Raw genomic sequence first — 15,969 nt, 5'->3', positions numbered from 1 at the left:
TTGTAAAAACTAGGCCATTGATTGGGGAATACACCATAATTTAGACAAAAGACAATGCTGATTTCCTATCCTATAGTAGGCTGTTTGAATTACTTCAATAGCGAGCTGTGAAATTTTGTCCAATCGAAATGTTTCTTTATAGGGTGACAACTCTCATAAATTTCCTTATTTTTAAGGATTGGGGGGTGACTTATTAAGTTAATAGCGGATAAAAGTGACAATAGTGGGGGGAGAAAGTTGTTGTTTAATAAATTGGAGTAGTGTGTTTAATGGTACCTAATTCAAGGGAATTGTAAATTAGATCAATTATTTGTCAGATGAAAAGATTAGCTTTTATTTTTATTTGTTGGATTAACTGTCTTTATGGCCCTGTTCTAGGACAAGAAAGTCCAGCGTCTACGTTAGATATCCGGATATTGGAGTCCATAGCTGAGACTAGGACAGCGCCACAAACACAAACATTTAAAGTGCTTTCTGATATCAATAACTATGTTCAGATAGCCGTTCCTGTCGGTTTACTGGTTGCCGGTGCGGTCAACGATGATAAGGCAATGCGTCAGAATGCCCTGTATGTTGCTAGTAGTACGGCTGTAACAGCGCTAGTGAATGTTGGTTTAAAACATATCTTTAAGCGAAGTAGGCCATTTAAAAAATATCCTAATTTCATATCGGTTCGTACAGCCGGTGGGTATTCCTTTCCCTCTGGTCATACGTCATCTGCTTTTGCTACGGCTTCTGCTTTGTCTCGAGCCTACTCGAAGTGGTACGTCGTTGCGCCATCACTTTTATGGGCGAGTAGCGTGGGATATTCAAGGATGTATTTGGGCGTACATTTTCCCTCCGATGTGTTAACAGGTGCTGCATTGGGGACAGGAGCAGCATTTGCGTTGGATGGATTAAAGAAATAATATAGAAATAGAAGAAATGATGCAACAGGTTATTAAAATATTGGTTGTTGGATGTGGAAATATGGGCGCATCTCATGCGAAGGCATATCACGATTTAGATGGGTTTCAAATTGTGGGTTTAGTAGCTCGCGGGGAGAGCAAAAGTAAACTGAATGAGCAATTGGGAGGTAACTATAAACTGTTTGAATCTTATGAGGATGCACTTCAGGAAACGAAACCGGATGCCGTTTGTATTGCGACCTATCCAGATACACATAAAGCGTATGCTATAAAAGCCTTTCAGGCTGGCGCTCATGTTTTTATTGAAAAGCCTTTAGCTGAAGACGTGATTTCGGCGCAGGAAGTCGTCGATGCAGCGGTGCAATACGATAAAAAACTGGTTGTTGGATATATTTTGAGGTATCATCCCTCCTGGGTCAAATTTATTGAAATATCCAAAACAATGGGAAAGCCGCTTGTTATGCGTATGAACCTGAATCAACAGAGCCATGGGTATATGTGGGATGTGCATAAAAATCTAATGTCTAGTTTAAGTCCCATTGTTGACTGCGGAGTTCATTATATTGATGTCATGTGTCAAATGGTGGGGGCTAAGCCATTGTATGTATCTGCAATAGGTGCACGGTTAACCGATGAGATTCCTGCCTGGAACTACAACTACGGACAATTGCAACTGCATTTTGAAGATGGGTCCGTAGGATGGTATGAAGCCGGATGGGGACCAATGATTAGTCAGAACGCTTTTTTTGTAAAGGACGTTTTTGGACCTAAGGGCGCCGTTTCCATTGTCGCAAACAAAGCAAGCGATGAAGGTAAATCGGATTCGGTAGCATCCCATACACAAACAGAAAGCCTTCGCGTACATTACGCCGATTTAGATTCGGCAAACGAATTTACGAAGGTCGATGAGTGGGTCAACTTATCCGATGAGCCTGATCATCAAGAATTATGTAATCGGGAGCAGTTATTCTTTCTGCAGGCGATTGTAGATAATTTGGACCTTTCTGATTCGATGGAAGATGCCGTTAATAGTCTACGGATTGCTTTGGCATGTGACGAAGCGGTGAAAACTGGGCAGATGATAAAATTGTAGTTTATTTTGATTAGCGATCACGTTTTTACATTTTATGGAAATATGAAGAGAAAAAAGTAAATAAATAAAAAAATAGAGCAAAAGATAGGCTTTTTGGTCTGTCTTTTGTTATTTAGCTACATATTTATCATTCTTATGAATAATTTACTCAGCGTTGCACTATTATTTGGATTATCAATTTCGACAACTTATGCGCAAGATAAGCAATGGCAGATGGAGTTGGTGTTTAAAGGTGAAGTTTCACCTGAAAAATTTGAAAATGAAGTTCCGGAATTTGCAAAAGAGTTTTATGAGCCATTTTTGAAAGGAAAAATGGCTTATCGGAATGTGGAAATTTTAACTGATGCCGATTATTCTTCCACTGTCGTGAATCAAAAAGCACATGCTATTTTAAATCGAAAATTAGCAAAAACATATTCGTATTCGGTCGGCGATGATATTGTTACTGCCGAAGCATACAATCCGGCCTATAAGATTGTCAGTGCGAAGTTAGGGGAGTCGGAAGGTCCTTATGTTCAGTTGCAGGACATGGGCGAGATCGAATCGATCGCGGGAATTACCTGTAAGAAAGCAAAGTTATTGATAAAAAACCATGCCGATTCCGCAGTAGCAACGGTATGGTATTCGGAAGCGGTGCCTACTTATTATTTGACGGCATTTTCATTTATCAATGATTTGCCTGGAGGTGTGCTCAAACTGTCTTTGGGTGAGAACAATGACCTTGGTTTTGAAACAACGAAAGTCACCAATGTATCTTCTGCGGCAGATTTCGAGCTTCCCAAAAATGCAAAGGTGATTGATATCTCGGGGGAAGGTAATACGAGTGAGGGGGAAGATGTGAGTTTATTTGAAGATACTTTCCCATTGGATAAGTCACTTAAATGGACCATGGTCAAGGATAAAGATACCAATGATGAATACTATGGTATAAAAAACATGGCGGGAGAAGATGTACTGCCTTGCTCTCTTTTCTCTTTAGCGTATTTTAATGAGCAGACTGCTATTGTTTCAGATAAGGATAATTATTTTTGGTTGTTGGATAAGAAGGGGGGGAAGGTAAATAAGGAAGGGTTTGACTGGCTTACGCCAGCAAATCAAAAACTTGCTATTTTTCAGAAGGATGGTAATTTTGGATTGGTTACACAGGAAGGAAAAGTTCTGCTTGACAAGAAGGAAAATATCAGTAAATTTTTAGACAATTATTTGATGTTCTCTGAAAATGGTAAAGTTGGATTGTTGGATGAAAATGGAAAGATTTTATTAAAGGCGAACTTATTATTTCTAGATGCTGATAATGCTGGAAATGTGCTGGTCAGGGAGAAGGAAGGTGAAGAAACGAAGACGCTAGACCTCGACGCTTTTTTAAAAACCTATGTGAAGTGATTTAAATGATATACATTAATATAGATTGATAAAAAAAAGGCTTTCGATACTGTCGAAAGCCTTTTTTGTGTCTATTTAATCGTGCATTTCACTATTAAGGAATGTTTAAAAACTTATGTGTTTGTAGTGAAATATCCCATTTAGGGTTTTCTTTTACGTAATCAATAATAGAAGGTGTCATTTCTTTAGATTTCGACCATTCAGGTTGAAGGTATAATCTGCAGTTTGGCCCTACAAGTTGTGCATATTCTTCTCCCCAAGCGAAATCGCTTTTATTGAAGACGATAACTTTAAGTTCACCAGCAGCTTCTAACACATCTTTGCGTGGTGCTTTGAATTTTTTTGGAGATAAACATATCCAGTCCCATTCACCACTCAGAGGATATGCACCAGAGGTTTCAATAAACGTTTTAATCCCTGCCTCATGAAGCCCTTTTGTTAGGTAATCCAAATTATAAATAAGCGGTTCGCCACCCGTAATGACAACTGTTTTTGCCGGATATTTCTTTGCATTTTCGATAATCGAATCTGCGGCTGTAAGGGGGTGGATAGATGCATCCCAGCTTTCCTTTACATCGCACCAATGGCAGCCAACATCGCAACCACCCAATCGTATGAAATAAGCAGCAGTCCCGGTATGGTAGCCTTCTCCCTGAATCGTGTAAAATTCTTCCATTAGGGGTAATAGTGTTCCGTCTTCTGGTACTTGATTTGACATAGTTAAAATTTCAGTCTGCAAAGGTAGCAAATATTAATGAGATGCTCAATTTGTCCTGTTGCTTTTAAGTAGCTGCCCTGTCATTTTTTTATATATAGTAGCTGGTAATAATCTGCTTTTATCCCTTTGTTTTTAGGTTCATGTTTAAACAAAGCACATAGTTTACCGCTACCATGCTATCAGGCCTATACTATGTTTTCTATTAACAGTGAAACAACAGTCCTTTTGTAGGGGTATAACAGGGGGTTAGTAGGGATTTACCCCTGCTAACCCCCTGTTATACCCCTGTTAACCCCCTGTAATTACCCTGTTAATATATAACCTGATTTTCATTAATTGTAGGGATGTACCTCGGTGCGATAGAGCGACGTTGCTGGTCAATAAGATCAGATTATCAATCCGTTTTAAACTGCAACGATGAGGATGTAAAGTGTGTAAAGCCAATGAAGTCGGCGTATTTGAACAGTGGAGAGGTGGGGAGCCTGTAAATGCCCTGTATAATGCGTTGAATAGCGCAAAAAACCTGTTATTTTATCAGAATTTTTACTAAATTTGTGTCACAATTTATTTATTGAAAACGTAAGTGTAATAACATAATTGTACATGTTGTTTTATGTTTTCTATTTTTTAACAATTTAAAGATCATAGTTGTAAATGATTAAAATTACACTACCGGATGGTTCCGTAAGAGAGTATCAAAAAGGAATCACTGCTGCAGAGATTGCGTTATCCATCTCAGAGGGGCTTGCAAGAAACGTCCTTGCTGCCGAAGTAAATGGTGAGGTGTGGGATTCTGCCCGTGCTATTGAAGATGATGCTACTGTTAAGTTATTAACCTGGAATGATACCAAAGGTAAATCCACTTTTTGGCATTCTTCAGCCCACTTATTGGCTGAGGCTTTGGAGGCATTGTATCCGGGGATTAAATTTGGTATTGGTCCCGCGATTGAAACCGGATTTTACTACGATGTTGATTTTGGTGATCGTGAATTCTCGTCTGATGACTTTAAAGCCATCGAAGACAAGATGCTGGAGCTGGCTAAACGGAAAGAAACATTTGAACGCAAAGCTGTTTCGAAATCTGATGCATTGGCTTACTTTACTGAAAAAGGAGATGAGTATAAGCTAGATTTAATCAAAGACTTGGAAGATGGAAAGATTACTTTCTACACGCAAGGGGAATTTACAGATTTATGTCGTGGCCCTCATATTCCAAATACTGGGTTTATCAAAGCGATTAAATTGACTAATGTTGCCGGTGCTTACTGGAGAGGTGATGAGTCTCGCAAACAGTTGACACGTATTTACGGTGTTACGTTCCCTAAGGCATCGGAGCTTACAGAGTATTTGAAATTTATAGAAGAGGCGAAAAAACGCGATCACCGTAAACTTGGGAAAGAGTTGGAACTTTTTGCTTTTTCTGAAAAAGTTGGTGCAGGTTTGCCACTTTGGTTGCCTAAAGGAGCTGCATTACGTCAAAAGCTTATAGACTTCTTGCAGAAAGCACAGTTAAACTCAGGGTATGAGCCTGTTGTTACGCCGCATATCGGACATAAGCAGTTATATGTGACTTCTGGACACTATGAGAAATATGGCGCGGATTCATTTCAACCAATAAAGACTCCTATCGAAGGAGAAGAGTTTTTGTTAAAACCAATGAATTGTCCGCATCATTGTGAAATTTATAAAGTAAAACCACGCTCGTATAAGGACTTACCGGTTCGCTTTGCTGAGTTTGGTACTGTATATCGTTACGAGCAATCTGGTGAGCTTCACGGTTTGACAAGGGTTCGTGGGTTTACGCAAGATGATGCGCATTTGTTTTGTCGTCCTGATCAGGTTAAAGATGAATTCAAAAAGGTAATAGACTTGGTTCTTTATGTATTTGGAGCGTTAGGCTTTAATGATTATACAGCACAAGTGTCATTACGTGACCCTGAAAACCGTACAAAATATATTGGTACTGACGAAAATTGGGCTTTGGCTGAGTCTGCGATTATTGAGGCTGCTGAAGAGAAAGGCTTACCGACAGTCGTGGAATATGGAGAGGCAGCTTTCTATGGTCCTAAGTTAGACTTTATGGTGAAGGATGCTTTAGGACGGAAGTGGCAATTAGGTACAATACAGGTCGATTACAATTTACCTGAGCGTTTTGAATTGGAATATACTGGAAGTGATAATATGAAGCATCGTCCAGTAATGATCCACCGTGCACCTTTTGGATCTTTGGAACGTTTTGTAGCTGTACTAATCGAACATTGTGCGGGTCAATTCCCGTTATGGCTTGCACCTGAGCAATTTATCGTCTTGCCAGTGTCAGAAAAATACGAAGAATATGCGCAAAATGTTTTGAATTCGCTAAATAATTCCGATATTCGCGGACTGATAGACTTACGTGACGAGAAAGTGGGCAGAAAAATCAGAGACGCCGAAGTGAAAAAGCTTCCTTATATGTTGATTGTAGGGGAAAAAGAGGTGGAAAATGGCACAGTTTCTGTACGTAAACATGGCTCAGTGGAATTGGGAACAATGACTGCTGAGGCATTTAGAGATATATTAATTAAGGAAATAACCGTTTAATTTTTAAACATTTGGCATTAAAAAGACCCGGTGGTCCAAGACCACCAATGAGAAAGAAAGAACCAGATCACCGCATTAATGAGTTAATCAAGGTACCGGAGGTGCGCTTGGTAGGAGATAATGTGGAACAAGGAGTTTACCCTACGCGCAAAGCGTTAGAGTTGGCTGATGAGTTGGAACTTGATTTAGTGGAGATTTCGCCAAATGCTGTACCGCCGGTTTGTAAGATTATCGACTACAGTAAGTTTGTTTACGAACAGAAGAAGAAACAAAAGGAAATCAAAGCTAATGCAAAACAGACTGTTATTAAAGAAATTCGTTTCGGACCTAACTCTGGTGAGCATGATTTTGAGTTCAAATTGAAACATGCTATTAAGTTTCTAGAAAGTGGAGAGAAAGTTCGCGCTTATGTACACTTCAAAGGTCGCGCTATTGTACACAAGGATCAAGGTGAGATCTTGTTGTTGCGCTTCGCTCAGGCCTTGGAAGACTACGGTAAAGTAGAGCTTTTGCCCAAATTAGAAGGTAAACGCATGTTTTTGACAGTAGCTCCAAAGGCTCCTAAAAAATAATAAGAATTCTAACAGATTGATATAAAATTTATAAGTATTATGCCAAAAGTTAAAACCAATTCCAGCGCAAAGAAACGTTTCAAATTGACTGGAACAGGTAAAATTGCAAGAAAAAACGCTTTCAAAAGCCACATCTTGACAAAAAAGAGCACAAAACGTAAACGTAACTTAACACAAACAAGTTATGTATCTGATGGCGATATGGGCAACGTAAAACGTATGCTTGCTATCGGTAAATAAGTTTTATTCGATTTTATTTAATAATAATTTTTTAACCGGGTACAAGGTTGTAAGTTCATTGAAATACATGACACCTTCTACCAAACTAATTTTAAAAATATGCCACGTTCGGTTAACGCAGTAGCTTCTAGAAGAAGACGCAAAAAAATCCTAGGCCTTGCAAAAGGTTACTTTGGATCACGTAGCAAAGTTTATACTATTGCTAAAAATACAGTAGAAAAAGGTTTACAATACGCTTACCGCGATCGTAAAACCAAAAAACGCGAGTTTAGAGCTTTATGGATTCAACGTATCAACGCTGGAGCTCGTCAACACGGAATTTCTTATTCCCAATTGATCGGTAAATTAAACGCTAAGAATATTGGTTTGAACCGTAAGGTTTTAGCTGACTTAGCTTTAAATAACCCAGAAGCTTTCAAAGCAGTTGTAGACGCAGTAAAATAGAGTTTTTAATCCGTTGTCAATTTGTTAGAGATATTAAAGGAGCCTGTTAGGCTCCTTTTTTTGTTGTAACGGATGCTGTATCTTTTTTGGGACGTTATGTTCCAAGTACCCCTAACACATGCTATATTTCATTTTAGTTCTTATTCCCCAATTATACTTTTGAGGCAATTGACGCAGTATATTACAGCTTATATCCCTTTTAAATCTGAAATTAGGTTTGATTTTTGTTGAACTGTAGAAAATAGAGCATTATGAAACTAAGAACAATTACAGTTGGATTTTCGCTTCTTCTGATCGGAAGCTTGGTGATAGCGGCCAAAGAGCCATTTTCCAAGACTCTAACGAACGATGTGGTTAATCAACAGGGAAAAGTTATCTCGATTGAAGGGGTGAACAATAACCGTACGATAGAGGCCAAAGGAGGAGAGATTGTACAAATAGAAGGAGCTGACAATAAAGTTGTGATTCGTGGCAATGTGAGCAAATTGATTATTGAGGGGAAGGGGAATACGGTGACAGGCAATGACATTGCAACGGTGACGATAGAAGGAGCAGACAATATGGTCAATATTGGTTCAGTAGAGACTGTTCAGATTGAGGGAGTCAAAAATCATGTCCATTATAAGTCTACGAAGAACAAATCCGGTCAGGTAAAAGTGTCTACTGAAGGCGCGGATAATATGGTGATGAAGATGAAATAATGTAAATCATATTTCATAAAAAATGGTTTCGTATATTATTTACGAAACCATTTTTACGCGAGGTGGTAACTATGGTTTATCTGGATGATCCTCGGGATGACTGCTATTGGCTCTATCACCCTGGGATTGAAATTCCGCTCCAGCTTCGTTTTCTCTTTGTTTTGTAATTGAATAAGGCTTTAGAAAATCTTGATCAAAAGGATGAACTGTCGCAGCCTTCTGAATAATCTCATCGTTCTGATATGTCCGAACACAGGTGCCTTTTACACGTTCCGATTTATAGACGTAAGTTCCCCAAATGCAGAAGAAAAGGATCGCTCTGATATGATCTGTATAATTTGAAAATGAATCATCTATGTTACCCATATATTGTTTGGACATATAATGGTATCCTATTGCATGGACGAGATAGAATATAGCCATAAACAAAGTGACTAGAAAAAATGTCTGGGCAAAAATATCCCTTTTTTTGATCATAAGTATAAAACTATAAACCAACCCGATCAGAATTAAAAGATGAGCTGTCATTTCAGATATGAGTAGCATTTTATAGAATGTCGGTGCACCACCATCGATATGGTCTATCGCCCGCCAGGTATTAAGGTTAAAGAAGGATTCCCTAAAGAAAAGAAAAGTGAATTTCGTAAATATGCTTGTAACTATTAAAAGAAGTAAAAAAATCATCCAGCCCCCAATTTGGTCATGATAAATTTCATCATAGGGTTTGATGATAAAAGGTTTGCTCTTCCTGTACTTTTTTGCGATATACCAAAGCAAAGATGATAGCAATAGAATAAATAGGATTAATGAAAACCAATTAATTTCATTGACTGAAGAAGGGGTTCCTAAGCGAGGTATCCCATCTGTTACATATCCGTCATTGTCAAGATAGAAGCCATTATAAAAGATATCATCACGATCCGCAAAATCTGTATAATACTGTTTCAGGTCTTTTTGTTCGACAAAGGGTTCGTGGAAACTTAACGTGTATGCGAGCTTAATACTATCTTGATTTACTTCCAGTGTTTTACCGAAGACATACGCAGTCCGGTCAAAATAACTATTGTCCCTGTAATTGCCAAATTCCTTTTTCCCTCTGTTGACAATATACATTTCGTAGGTTAGATCTGTTGGAAAAGAAAGGCTTAGGGGAGCAATACGATCCTCCATAATCTCTGGGAGCTTTTCATTGATATTTGTTCCCAACAAAGGAATATATTTTTTTGTAGATCCGCTTTCCGTCTTTCCAATGTTCTTTATTTTATACTTTTCGATGATCTCCACAATATTATTCTCCATATCATCTTTGTATTGTATATGGCCAATTTTATTGATCTTCGGGTAGATCTTTGTGTAATACTCCAAGTATTGCTTCTGTATGTCATTTTTGGCGCTACTTTGAAAATAACTGCGCATATCGTCCGCCTCATTTCCAACATAAGTTGTGTGGACATCCAGGGTAGCCTCAAATTTGCCTTCCAGTGTCAACGTTTCCTTGACTTTAATATTGCCGGTAACATGCTGCGGTACGTCTGTAAGCTTTCCACTACCCATGGTGGAGAGTACTTTCCCATAAGCTGGGAAATACCTGTTTTTTATATCTCCACCCTGATGAGTTATGGTTGGGTCAATATATTGAGAACGTCCACCAATATTAACTTCAATAACCATATGGTTGAAAGCATAGGGCGAGGGGAGTTCTTCCTGCAGGCCTCTATTCTTATAGGTATTGGCTAATACGAGTCCTACATCAATATTCTTGTTTTTGAGCATTGTAGCCAGCAGCATTGATTTATCTTTGCAATCGCCGTAGCGCTGGGAAAATACTTTTTCTGGAACATTTGCCCGGTGCGAATATTCTCCCATCTCAATACCCATATAACGTATCTCATTTTGTACAAAGTCGCAGGCTTTTTTCAGGTATGCATAGGGCTGTCCATTGGACTCTTTCCAAAGTTGGTTGACGAAGGTTTGCAGTGTACTTGTCGTTGCTATTTGCGGAATGGGATTAATTTTACGGTTCCATTGATCAACTTCCTGCCAGGTTTTAAATTCCGTGCATTGGATATATTTTAAAGGGCTGTACCATGACGGGCTATAATCTTCGTATTGAACCGTTTTGTCCGCCGTCAGCTCCCAGAAGAAATTTGTTGTATTTCCTGTTGACTGTTGCTGCACCTCAGGAGCGCCATTGAAACTCTTAAACTGAAGTTTGCGACCATTTGGTACAATATAGTTGAGATGGACAAGACCTATAGGTTCATAACCCTGTAAGTAGTAGCTGTCGAAAAATTTCTGTTCAAATACTGGGTTTACACCTATTATTGAATAAGCAAATACAATCTTGTCGTCTTTACGTAAATCCTCCAAAACATAATGGGCCATTTGACTTCCATTGTAGATAGATCTCGAAAGCTCCGTTTCGGAGGCAAGGAGCTTAAATTTTGCTTGCGGTAGTAGATTAATATCCTTGCCGTTGCGAATAACCTTTAGCTCATGTATTTGAAGTTTTTGAAAATGCGGGTCAAAGGTTACCTGAATTTGTCCCAGATTTTCGATTCCAGTCTGATCAAATAGAACTTTTATGTCCTTATAATATTTTGTTTGGGTAGCCAAGTTTATTTGATGTTCGATTAGCTCGTAGTAATATCCATCACTAATATCATCCAAATTTGGCTTTATGGCCTTTTTTGTAGTGGGCCGGAGCCAAGCTGGCGATGCCGTCTTTTGAATAGTTGTTTGGCTAAAAGACCAGGAAAATGCAGCTAGTACGAGTACAAAGGCAAATAGAAGATGGCTAAATCTTTTCATTAATTTATAATTTAGCGTAAGATAAGTAAAAATTGGAAGCAACGGTAGGCGAATTTAAGAAGTATTGAAAATTCGACTTTAGTTGAGTTTAGGTTATTTAGCAATTAAAAGGGGGAGCAGTATATACCGCTCCCCCTTTTAATTGCTCATTCAGTAACCTTATAATTTACTTTCTCTTTTTTTCTTTTTCTTAACGACTTTAGGCATTTGAGCTTGCTTTGCTTCATATTGTCTCTCAATATATTGTATAATTTCTGAGGCAATATCTTTTTTTGTCGCTTTCTCAATTCCTTCCAAACCTGGAGATGAATTAACTTCGAGTACTAAAGGGCCTCGATCGGAAGGGATCATATCGACGCCACATACGGTAAGTCCTAACTGCGCGGCAGCAGCAATAGCTGTATCTTTCTCTGCCTTACTTAAACGGATAATCTGTGCGGTACCGCCACGATGAATGTTTGATCTAAATTCACCCTCTTTCGCCGTGCGTTTCATCGCTCCAACAACTTTGCCGTCAACCACGAATGCGCGAATATCAGAGCCTTTAGACTCTTTGATGAACTCTTGGATCAGGATGTTATTACCCAGGCCGTAGAACGCTTCTATAACAGAAGAGGCCGCTTTTTTGGTTTCGGCAAGTACCACACCAATACCTTGGGTTCCTTCTAATAATTTGATCACTAATGGAGCTCCACCGACCATACTAATCAAGTCGTCCACATCGGAGGCTGTTCGTGCAAATCCTGTAATCGGGAGTCCGATACCTGCCCCGGATAAAATCTGTAGGCATCTCAATTTGTCTCGGGAACGCGTAATGGCTTGACTGGGATTCGCGGAAATGACATCCATCACCTCAAATTGTCTAACGATGGCAGATCCATAGAATGTTACCGATGCCCCTATCCGGGGAATAATGGCATCAATATCACTGAGATCCTGTCCTTTATAATGAATACTGGGTTTACCTTGTTGAATGCCTACATAACATTTGCTGTGATCGATGACAACACATTCGTGTCCTCTTTGTTGTGCGGCTTCTACGAGACGACGAGTTGAGTATAAGCTCTTTACTGTCGATAATACGGCAATTTTCACGATTTGTATATTGAATATATTTTGTGCTAAGATAACAAAATAGCTTGGCTAATTGTTTTTATTTTGCGGAGGCCTTTCTAGAGAGATTTTCCTTGGAAACATCGACCAAAAATCTTTTATACAAAAAGTTTTTTCCCAAAAGCATGGGATAGGTCATCTGGGATCGGTTTCTAAAGGATATCTTAATGCTAAATACCTGGTTATATAATGCTGCTGTAGTGCGGATATAAAATCGCTTTTCTTCTTGACCAAAAGAGCTTTTAACTAATTTTGCTTTATAAAGTTTTAATTTTAGCGTTTTTGTCTCTTCGGTTTCAAAATTAATGATGAGTTCACAGATGATCCAGTCTTGACCATCTTCGTTAACTATCTCGTAAGAGTTACAATGCAAGACCGAAGAAGCCGCTCCCGTATCAACCTTTGCTTCTATACCAAATATTCCCAGTTCAGGTAAATCAAGGGTCTCTTTCCAGCCTACGAGAAGTTTTTCTTTCATGTATAGCAAATTGAAAAAACATCCCTTGCGTCGCCTATAAGCACGAGACAAGGGGTGTTTTTTTATTCGTAAATAAATTCTCCGTAGGGAGAGGTTATTGTTACTTTTTTAACGGCGGATTCTTCTACGCGGCCGATGATTTGAGCCGGAATGCCAAATGACTCTGAAATAGCGACGATATCCGATGCAATTGATTCAGGTACATATAATTCCATGCGATGTCCCATATTGAATACTTTGTACATTTCTTTCCAGTCTGTATTGGATTCTTTCTGTATTAATTCAAAAAGAGGTGGGATTGGGAAAAGATTGTCTTTGATAACGTGCACATTATCAACGAAGTGTAAAACCTTTGTTTGCGCTCCACCTGAGCAATGTACCATTCCGTCGATTTGTGAACGATATTTGTCCAGTATTTGTTTGATAACAGGCGCATAAGTACGCGTCGCAGAAAGAACAAGCTTACCCGCAGTTATTTTTTCTCCTGTTTCAACTTCGATTTCATTGGTGAGGTCCTGACTCCCAGCGAAAACTAAATTGTAAGGAACAGCAGGATCGTACGCTTCAGGATATTTTTCAGCTACTTTTTTGTTAAATACATCATGACGTGCGGAAGTTAGTCCATTGGAACCCATTCCGCCATTGTACGCCTGTTCATAGGTTGCTTTTCCATTCGATGCCAATCCAACAATTACATTGCCGCCTTTGATGCGATGATTTGAAATGACGTCTTCACGTTTCATACGACAGGTCACAGTACTATCAACAATGATGGTACGAACAAGGTCGCCAACGTCGGCAGTTTCACCCCCTGTAGAATAGATGCCAATGCCCAAATCCCGAAGTTCAGATAGAATCTCTTCCGTGCCATTGATAATTTCGGCGATCACCTCTCCAGGAATAAGATTTTTATTTCTACCAATCGTTGAGGATAAAAGAATGTTATCGATGGCTCCCACACAAAGCAAGTCATCAATATTCATGATAATTGCATCTTGTGCAATACCTTTCCAAACTGAAATATCACCGGTTTCCTTCCAGTATACGTAAGCCAATGAAGATTTGGTACCAGCACCATCCGCATGCATAATATTACACCAGTCTGGATCTCCACCCAAAATATCTGGAATTATTTTGCAAAATGCTTTGGGAAACAGACCCTTATCTATATTTTTTATCGCATTGTGCACATCCTCTTTCCCTGCGGACACGCCTCGTTGATTGTATTTTAAATCTGACATCTTAGGGCAAAAATAAGCAATAGGACTGAATTAACGAACCTAATTCGTGCAATTTAATCACTTATTATTATGCGCCAATGTTGAATTAGATTTTCGAGATTACTTTTCGCATTGGCTGGACTTGTGCTGGGTAAGCATCTGTACTTAATGTCTTCTCTTTTGCTGAAATGCTTTAAATACAAACTGTACGCTTTTTGTCCGTTGAAAATAATTTGTGTGATTGCAGGATAGGTTTGCAGCAACTCGTCAATTGGATTCGGAACTTCATTTTGTATGGCTAAATCCATGCTGCCGGGGCGAGAGGCTTCTGCACAAACATCCCAAAGACCGATGTTGTTTTCGAGTAAAAGTTCCACATTCTCCTTATAGCCTGTTTTTTCTGGTACATTGAATAAATATTTGATTACTTTCCAGAATCGATTTTGTGGGTGTGCATAATATTCATTTTCTGCTAAAGACTTATCTCCAGGCAAAGAGCCAAGGATGAGGGTTTCTGTCGCAGAGTTTACTAAAGGAAGAAAGGACTTTTTGCGCATGATCAAAAATAATCATTTTAAATTTTCATTTGAAATATGAAAAATATTATAGTATATTTATGATATTAAAATGATATCAAATATATATTAACGAATTATGGAAAAACTAATTAAACCAATGTCAGGCTATTTAGCTTTATTGATAGCTGTTGTCTCGTTTGTGGCAGCTATATTTTCATTTGCAAGCGTAGAAGAAAGTTCGCTGTATGTTGTATTGGGGGTTGTATTGATGATTGCTACTTTTTTCATTTTAAAGGGATTGATGATTATTAATCCAAACCATTCCCGTGTGTTGAATTTCTTCGGAAAATATGTAGGTACCGTTAAGGAAAATGGTTTGTTTTTTGTCAATCCGTTGTATTCGACGATTAAAATAAGTCTTCGTTCGGATAATCTGCAAGGACAGACGCTGAAAGTAAATGACAAGATGGGAAACCCAATTGAGATTGGGGCAGTGATCGTGTGGCAAGTGGGTGACACGTATAAAGCTGCTTATGATGTGAGTAATTATACATCTTATGTACGCACGCAGAGTGAAGCAGCAGTAAGACATTTGGCTGGAAGCTTTCCGTATGATAACTTGGAAGATGAAGGTGCTGAAATAACCTTACGGGAGGGAGGAGATACCGTAAACCATATTCTTGAGCAGGAGTTGTCGGATCGTTTGGCGCCAGCTGGCGTTATTATTAAGGAAGCAAGAATCAGCCATTTGGCCTACGCGTCAGAAATCGCTGGTGCGATGCTTCAAAGACAACAGGCGGCAGCAATTGTGGCCGCAAGGGCAAAGATCGTAGATGGTGCAGTTGGGATGGTGGAAATGGCCTTGCATAAATTGTCTGAGAAAGATATTGTAGAGTTGGATAACGAGAAAAAAGCAGCAATGGTCAGCAATTTAATGGTTGTACTCTGTGGAGAGAAAGCAGCGACACCAATTGTAAATACAGGTACTTTGTACCAATAAACGAAATGAAATGGCGGATAAGAAAAACTTTATGCTACGCTTAGACGACCAAATGTACAAAGCATTGGAAAAATGGGCTGCAGATGAGTTTAGAAGTGTTAATGGGCAGATAGAATATCTTTTACATAAGGCACTGCAAGAAAATAAAAGATTGGGCACGGAAAAAAAGGCTGCCGACAAGAAATAGAAA

16 protein-coding genes are annotated in these 15,969 nt (G+C 38.9%); 10 read left to right on the top strand and 6 right to left on the bottom strand.

Annotated elements, in window-relative coordinates; all coding sequences use genetic code 11:
* Nucleotides 1–317: 317 nt before the first annotated feature.
* The 3 genes from AAH582_RS16000 (at nt 318) to AAH582_RS15990 (ending at nt 3,384) form a co-directional block, all read left to right on the top strand.
* Nucleotides 318–908, top strand: coding sequence for a phosphatase PAP2 family protein (locus tag AAH582_RS16000; protein WP_343318627.1), 591 nt, complete (start codon nt 318–320; stop codon nt 906–908).
* A gap of 16 nt (nt 909–924) precedes the next feature.
* Entirely contained in the window at nt 925–2,001 is a 1,077-nt protein-coding gene (locus AAH582_RS15995) for a Gfo/Idh/MocA family protein (RefSeq protein WP_084823200.1), read from the top strand.
* 135 nt (nt 2,002–2,136) lie between these two features.
* Entirely contained in the window at nt 2,137–3,384 is a 1,248-nt protein-coding gene (locus tag AAH582_RS15990; RefSeq protein ID WP_343318624.1) for a hypothetical protein, read from the top strand.
* A gap of 94 nt (nt 3,385–3,478) precedes the next feature.
* Here AAH582_RS15990 and AAH582_RS15985 read toward each other — a convergent pair whose 3' ends face one another.
* Complete coding sequence (locus tag AAH582_RS15985; RefSeq protein WP_046674459.1) at nt 3,479–4,102, bottom strand: 7-carboxy-7-deazaguanine synthase QueE; 624 nt, start codon at nt 4,100–4,102, stop codon at nt 3,479–3,481.
* Between the two features lie 654 nt (nt 4,103–4,756).
* Here AAH582_RS15985 and thrS point away from each other — a divergent pair.
* From thrS to AAH582_RS15960, 5 genes are all read left to right on the top strand, one after another.
* Nucleotides 4,757–6,682 (top strand): threonine--tRNA ligase, encoded by a 1,926-nt coding sequence (gene thrS, locus AAH582_RS15980; protein ID WP_046674460.1) that lies wholly within the window; start codon nt 4,757–4,759, stop codon nt 6,680–6,682.
* A gap of 11 nt (nt 6,683–6,693) precedes the next feature.
* Nucleotides 6,694–7,254, top strand: a complete 561-nt coding sequence (infC, locus tag AAH582_RS15975; RefSeq protein WP_083295912.1) for a translation initiation factor IF-3 — start codon at nt 6,694–6,696, stop codon at nt 7,252–7,254.
* Between the two features lie 39 nt (nt 7,255–7,293).
* Nucleotides 7,294–7,494, top strand: a complete 201-nt coding sequence (gene rpmI, locus AAH582_RS15970; RefSeq protein ID WP_002993964.1) for a 50S ribosomal protein L35 — start codon at nt 7,294–7,296, stop codon at nt 7,492–7,494.
* A gap of 99 nt (nt 7,495–7,593) precedes the next feature.
* Nucleotides 7,594–7,938, top strand: coding sequence for a 50S ribosomal protein L20 (gene rplT, locus AAH582_RS15965; RefSeq protein WP_046674462.1), 345 nt, complete (start codon nt 7,594–7,596; stop codon nt 7,936–7,938).
* A gap of 251 nt (nt 7,939–8,189) precedes the next feature.
* Nucleotides 8,190–8,639 (top strand): DUF3060 domain-containing protein, encoded by a 450-nt coding sequence (locus AAH582_RS15960; protein WP_343318616.1) that lies wholly within the window; start codon nt 8,190–8,192, stop codon nt 8,637–8,639.
* Between the two features lie 69 nt (nt 8,640–8,708).
* On the opposite strand, the gene AAH582_RS15955 is transcribed toward AAH582_RS15960, so the two are convergent.
* From AAH582_RS15955 to AAH582_RS15935, 5 genes are all read right to left on the bottom strand, one after another.
* On the bottom strand, nt 8,709–11,450 hold the full coding sequence (locus AAH582_RS15955) for a DUF3857 domain-containing protein (protein WP_343318614.1): 2,742 nt from the start codon (nt 11,448–11,450) through the stop codon (nt 8,709–8,711).
* A gap of 159 nt (nt 11,451–11,609) precedes the next feature.
* Complete coding sequence (gene rimK, locus AAH582_RS15950; RefSeq protein WP_046674465.1) at nt 11,610–12,545, bottom strand: 30S ribosomal protein S6--L-glutamate ligase; 936 nt, start codon at nt 12,543–12,545, stop codon at nt 11,610–11,612.
* Between the two features lie 58 nt (nt 12,546–12,603).
* Nucleotides 12,604–13,041 carry an ATP-dependent zinc protease family protein gene (locus AAH582_RS15945; RefSeq protein ID WP_343318611.1) on the bottom strand — a complete coding sequence of 146 codons (438 nt, stop codon included), beginning with the start codon at nt 13,039–13,041 and terminating at the stop codon, nt 12,604–12,606.
* A 62-nt stretch (nt 13,042–13,103) separates the two neighbouring features.
* Nucleotides 13,104–14,282, bottom strand: coding sequence for an AIR synthase related protein (locus AAH582_RS15940; protein ID WP_343318610.1), 1,179 nt, complete (start codon nt 14,280–14,282; stop codon nt 13,104–13,106).
* Between the two features lie 53 nt (nt 14,283–14,335).
* Nucleotides 14,336–14,818: a DNA-deoxyinosine glycosylase gene (locus tag AAH582_RS15935; protein ID WP_046674468.1), complete on the bottom strand. Its 483-nt coding sequence runs from the start codon at nt 14,816–14,818 to the stop codon at nt 14,336–14,338.
* Nucleotides 14,819–14,915: 97 nt separating this feature from the next.
* Here AAH582_RS15935 and AAH582_RS15930 point away from each other — a divergent pair, with 97 nt between their 5' ends.
* Nucleotides 14,916–15,779 carry an SPFH domain-containing protein gene (locus tag AAH582_RS15930; RefSeq protein WP_046674469.1) on the top strand — a complete coding sequence of 288 codons (864 nt, stop codon included), beginning with the start codon at nt 14,916–14,918 and terminating at the stop codon, nt 15,777–15,779.
* A gap of 10 nt (nt 15,780–15,789) precedes the next feature.
* Nucleotides 15,790–15,966: a ribbon-helix-helix domain-containing protein gene (locus AAH582_RS15925; RefSeq protein WP_084823201.1), complete on the top strand. Its 177-nt coding sequence runs from the start codon at nt 15,790–15,792 to the stop codon at nt 15,964–15,966.
* Nucleotides 15,967–15,969 lie beyond the last annotated feature (3 nt).

The sequence above is a fragment of the Sphingobacterium multivorum genome (assembly GCF_039511225.1).
Lineage (GTDB): Bacteria > Bacteroidota > Bacteroidia > Sphingobacteriales > Sphingobacteriaceae > Sphingobacterium.
Note: the sequence above shows the minus strand (reverse complement) of the source record. Positions and strands in the feature narration are given on the sequence as shown.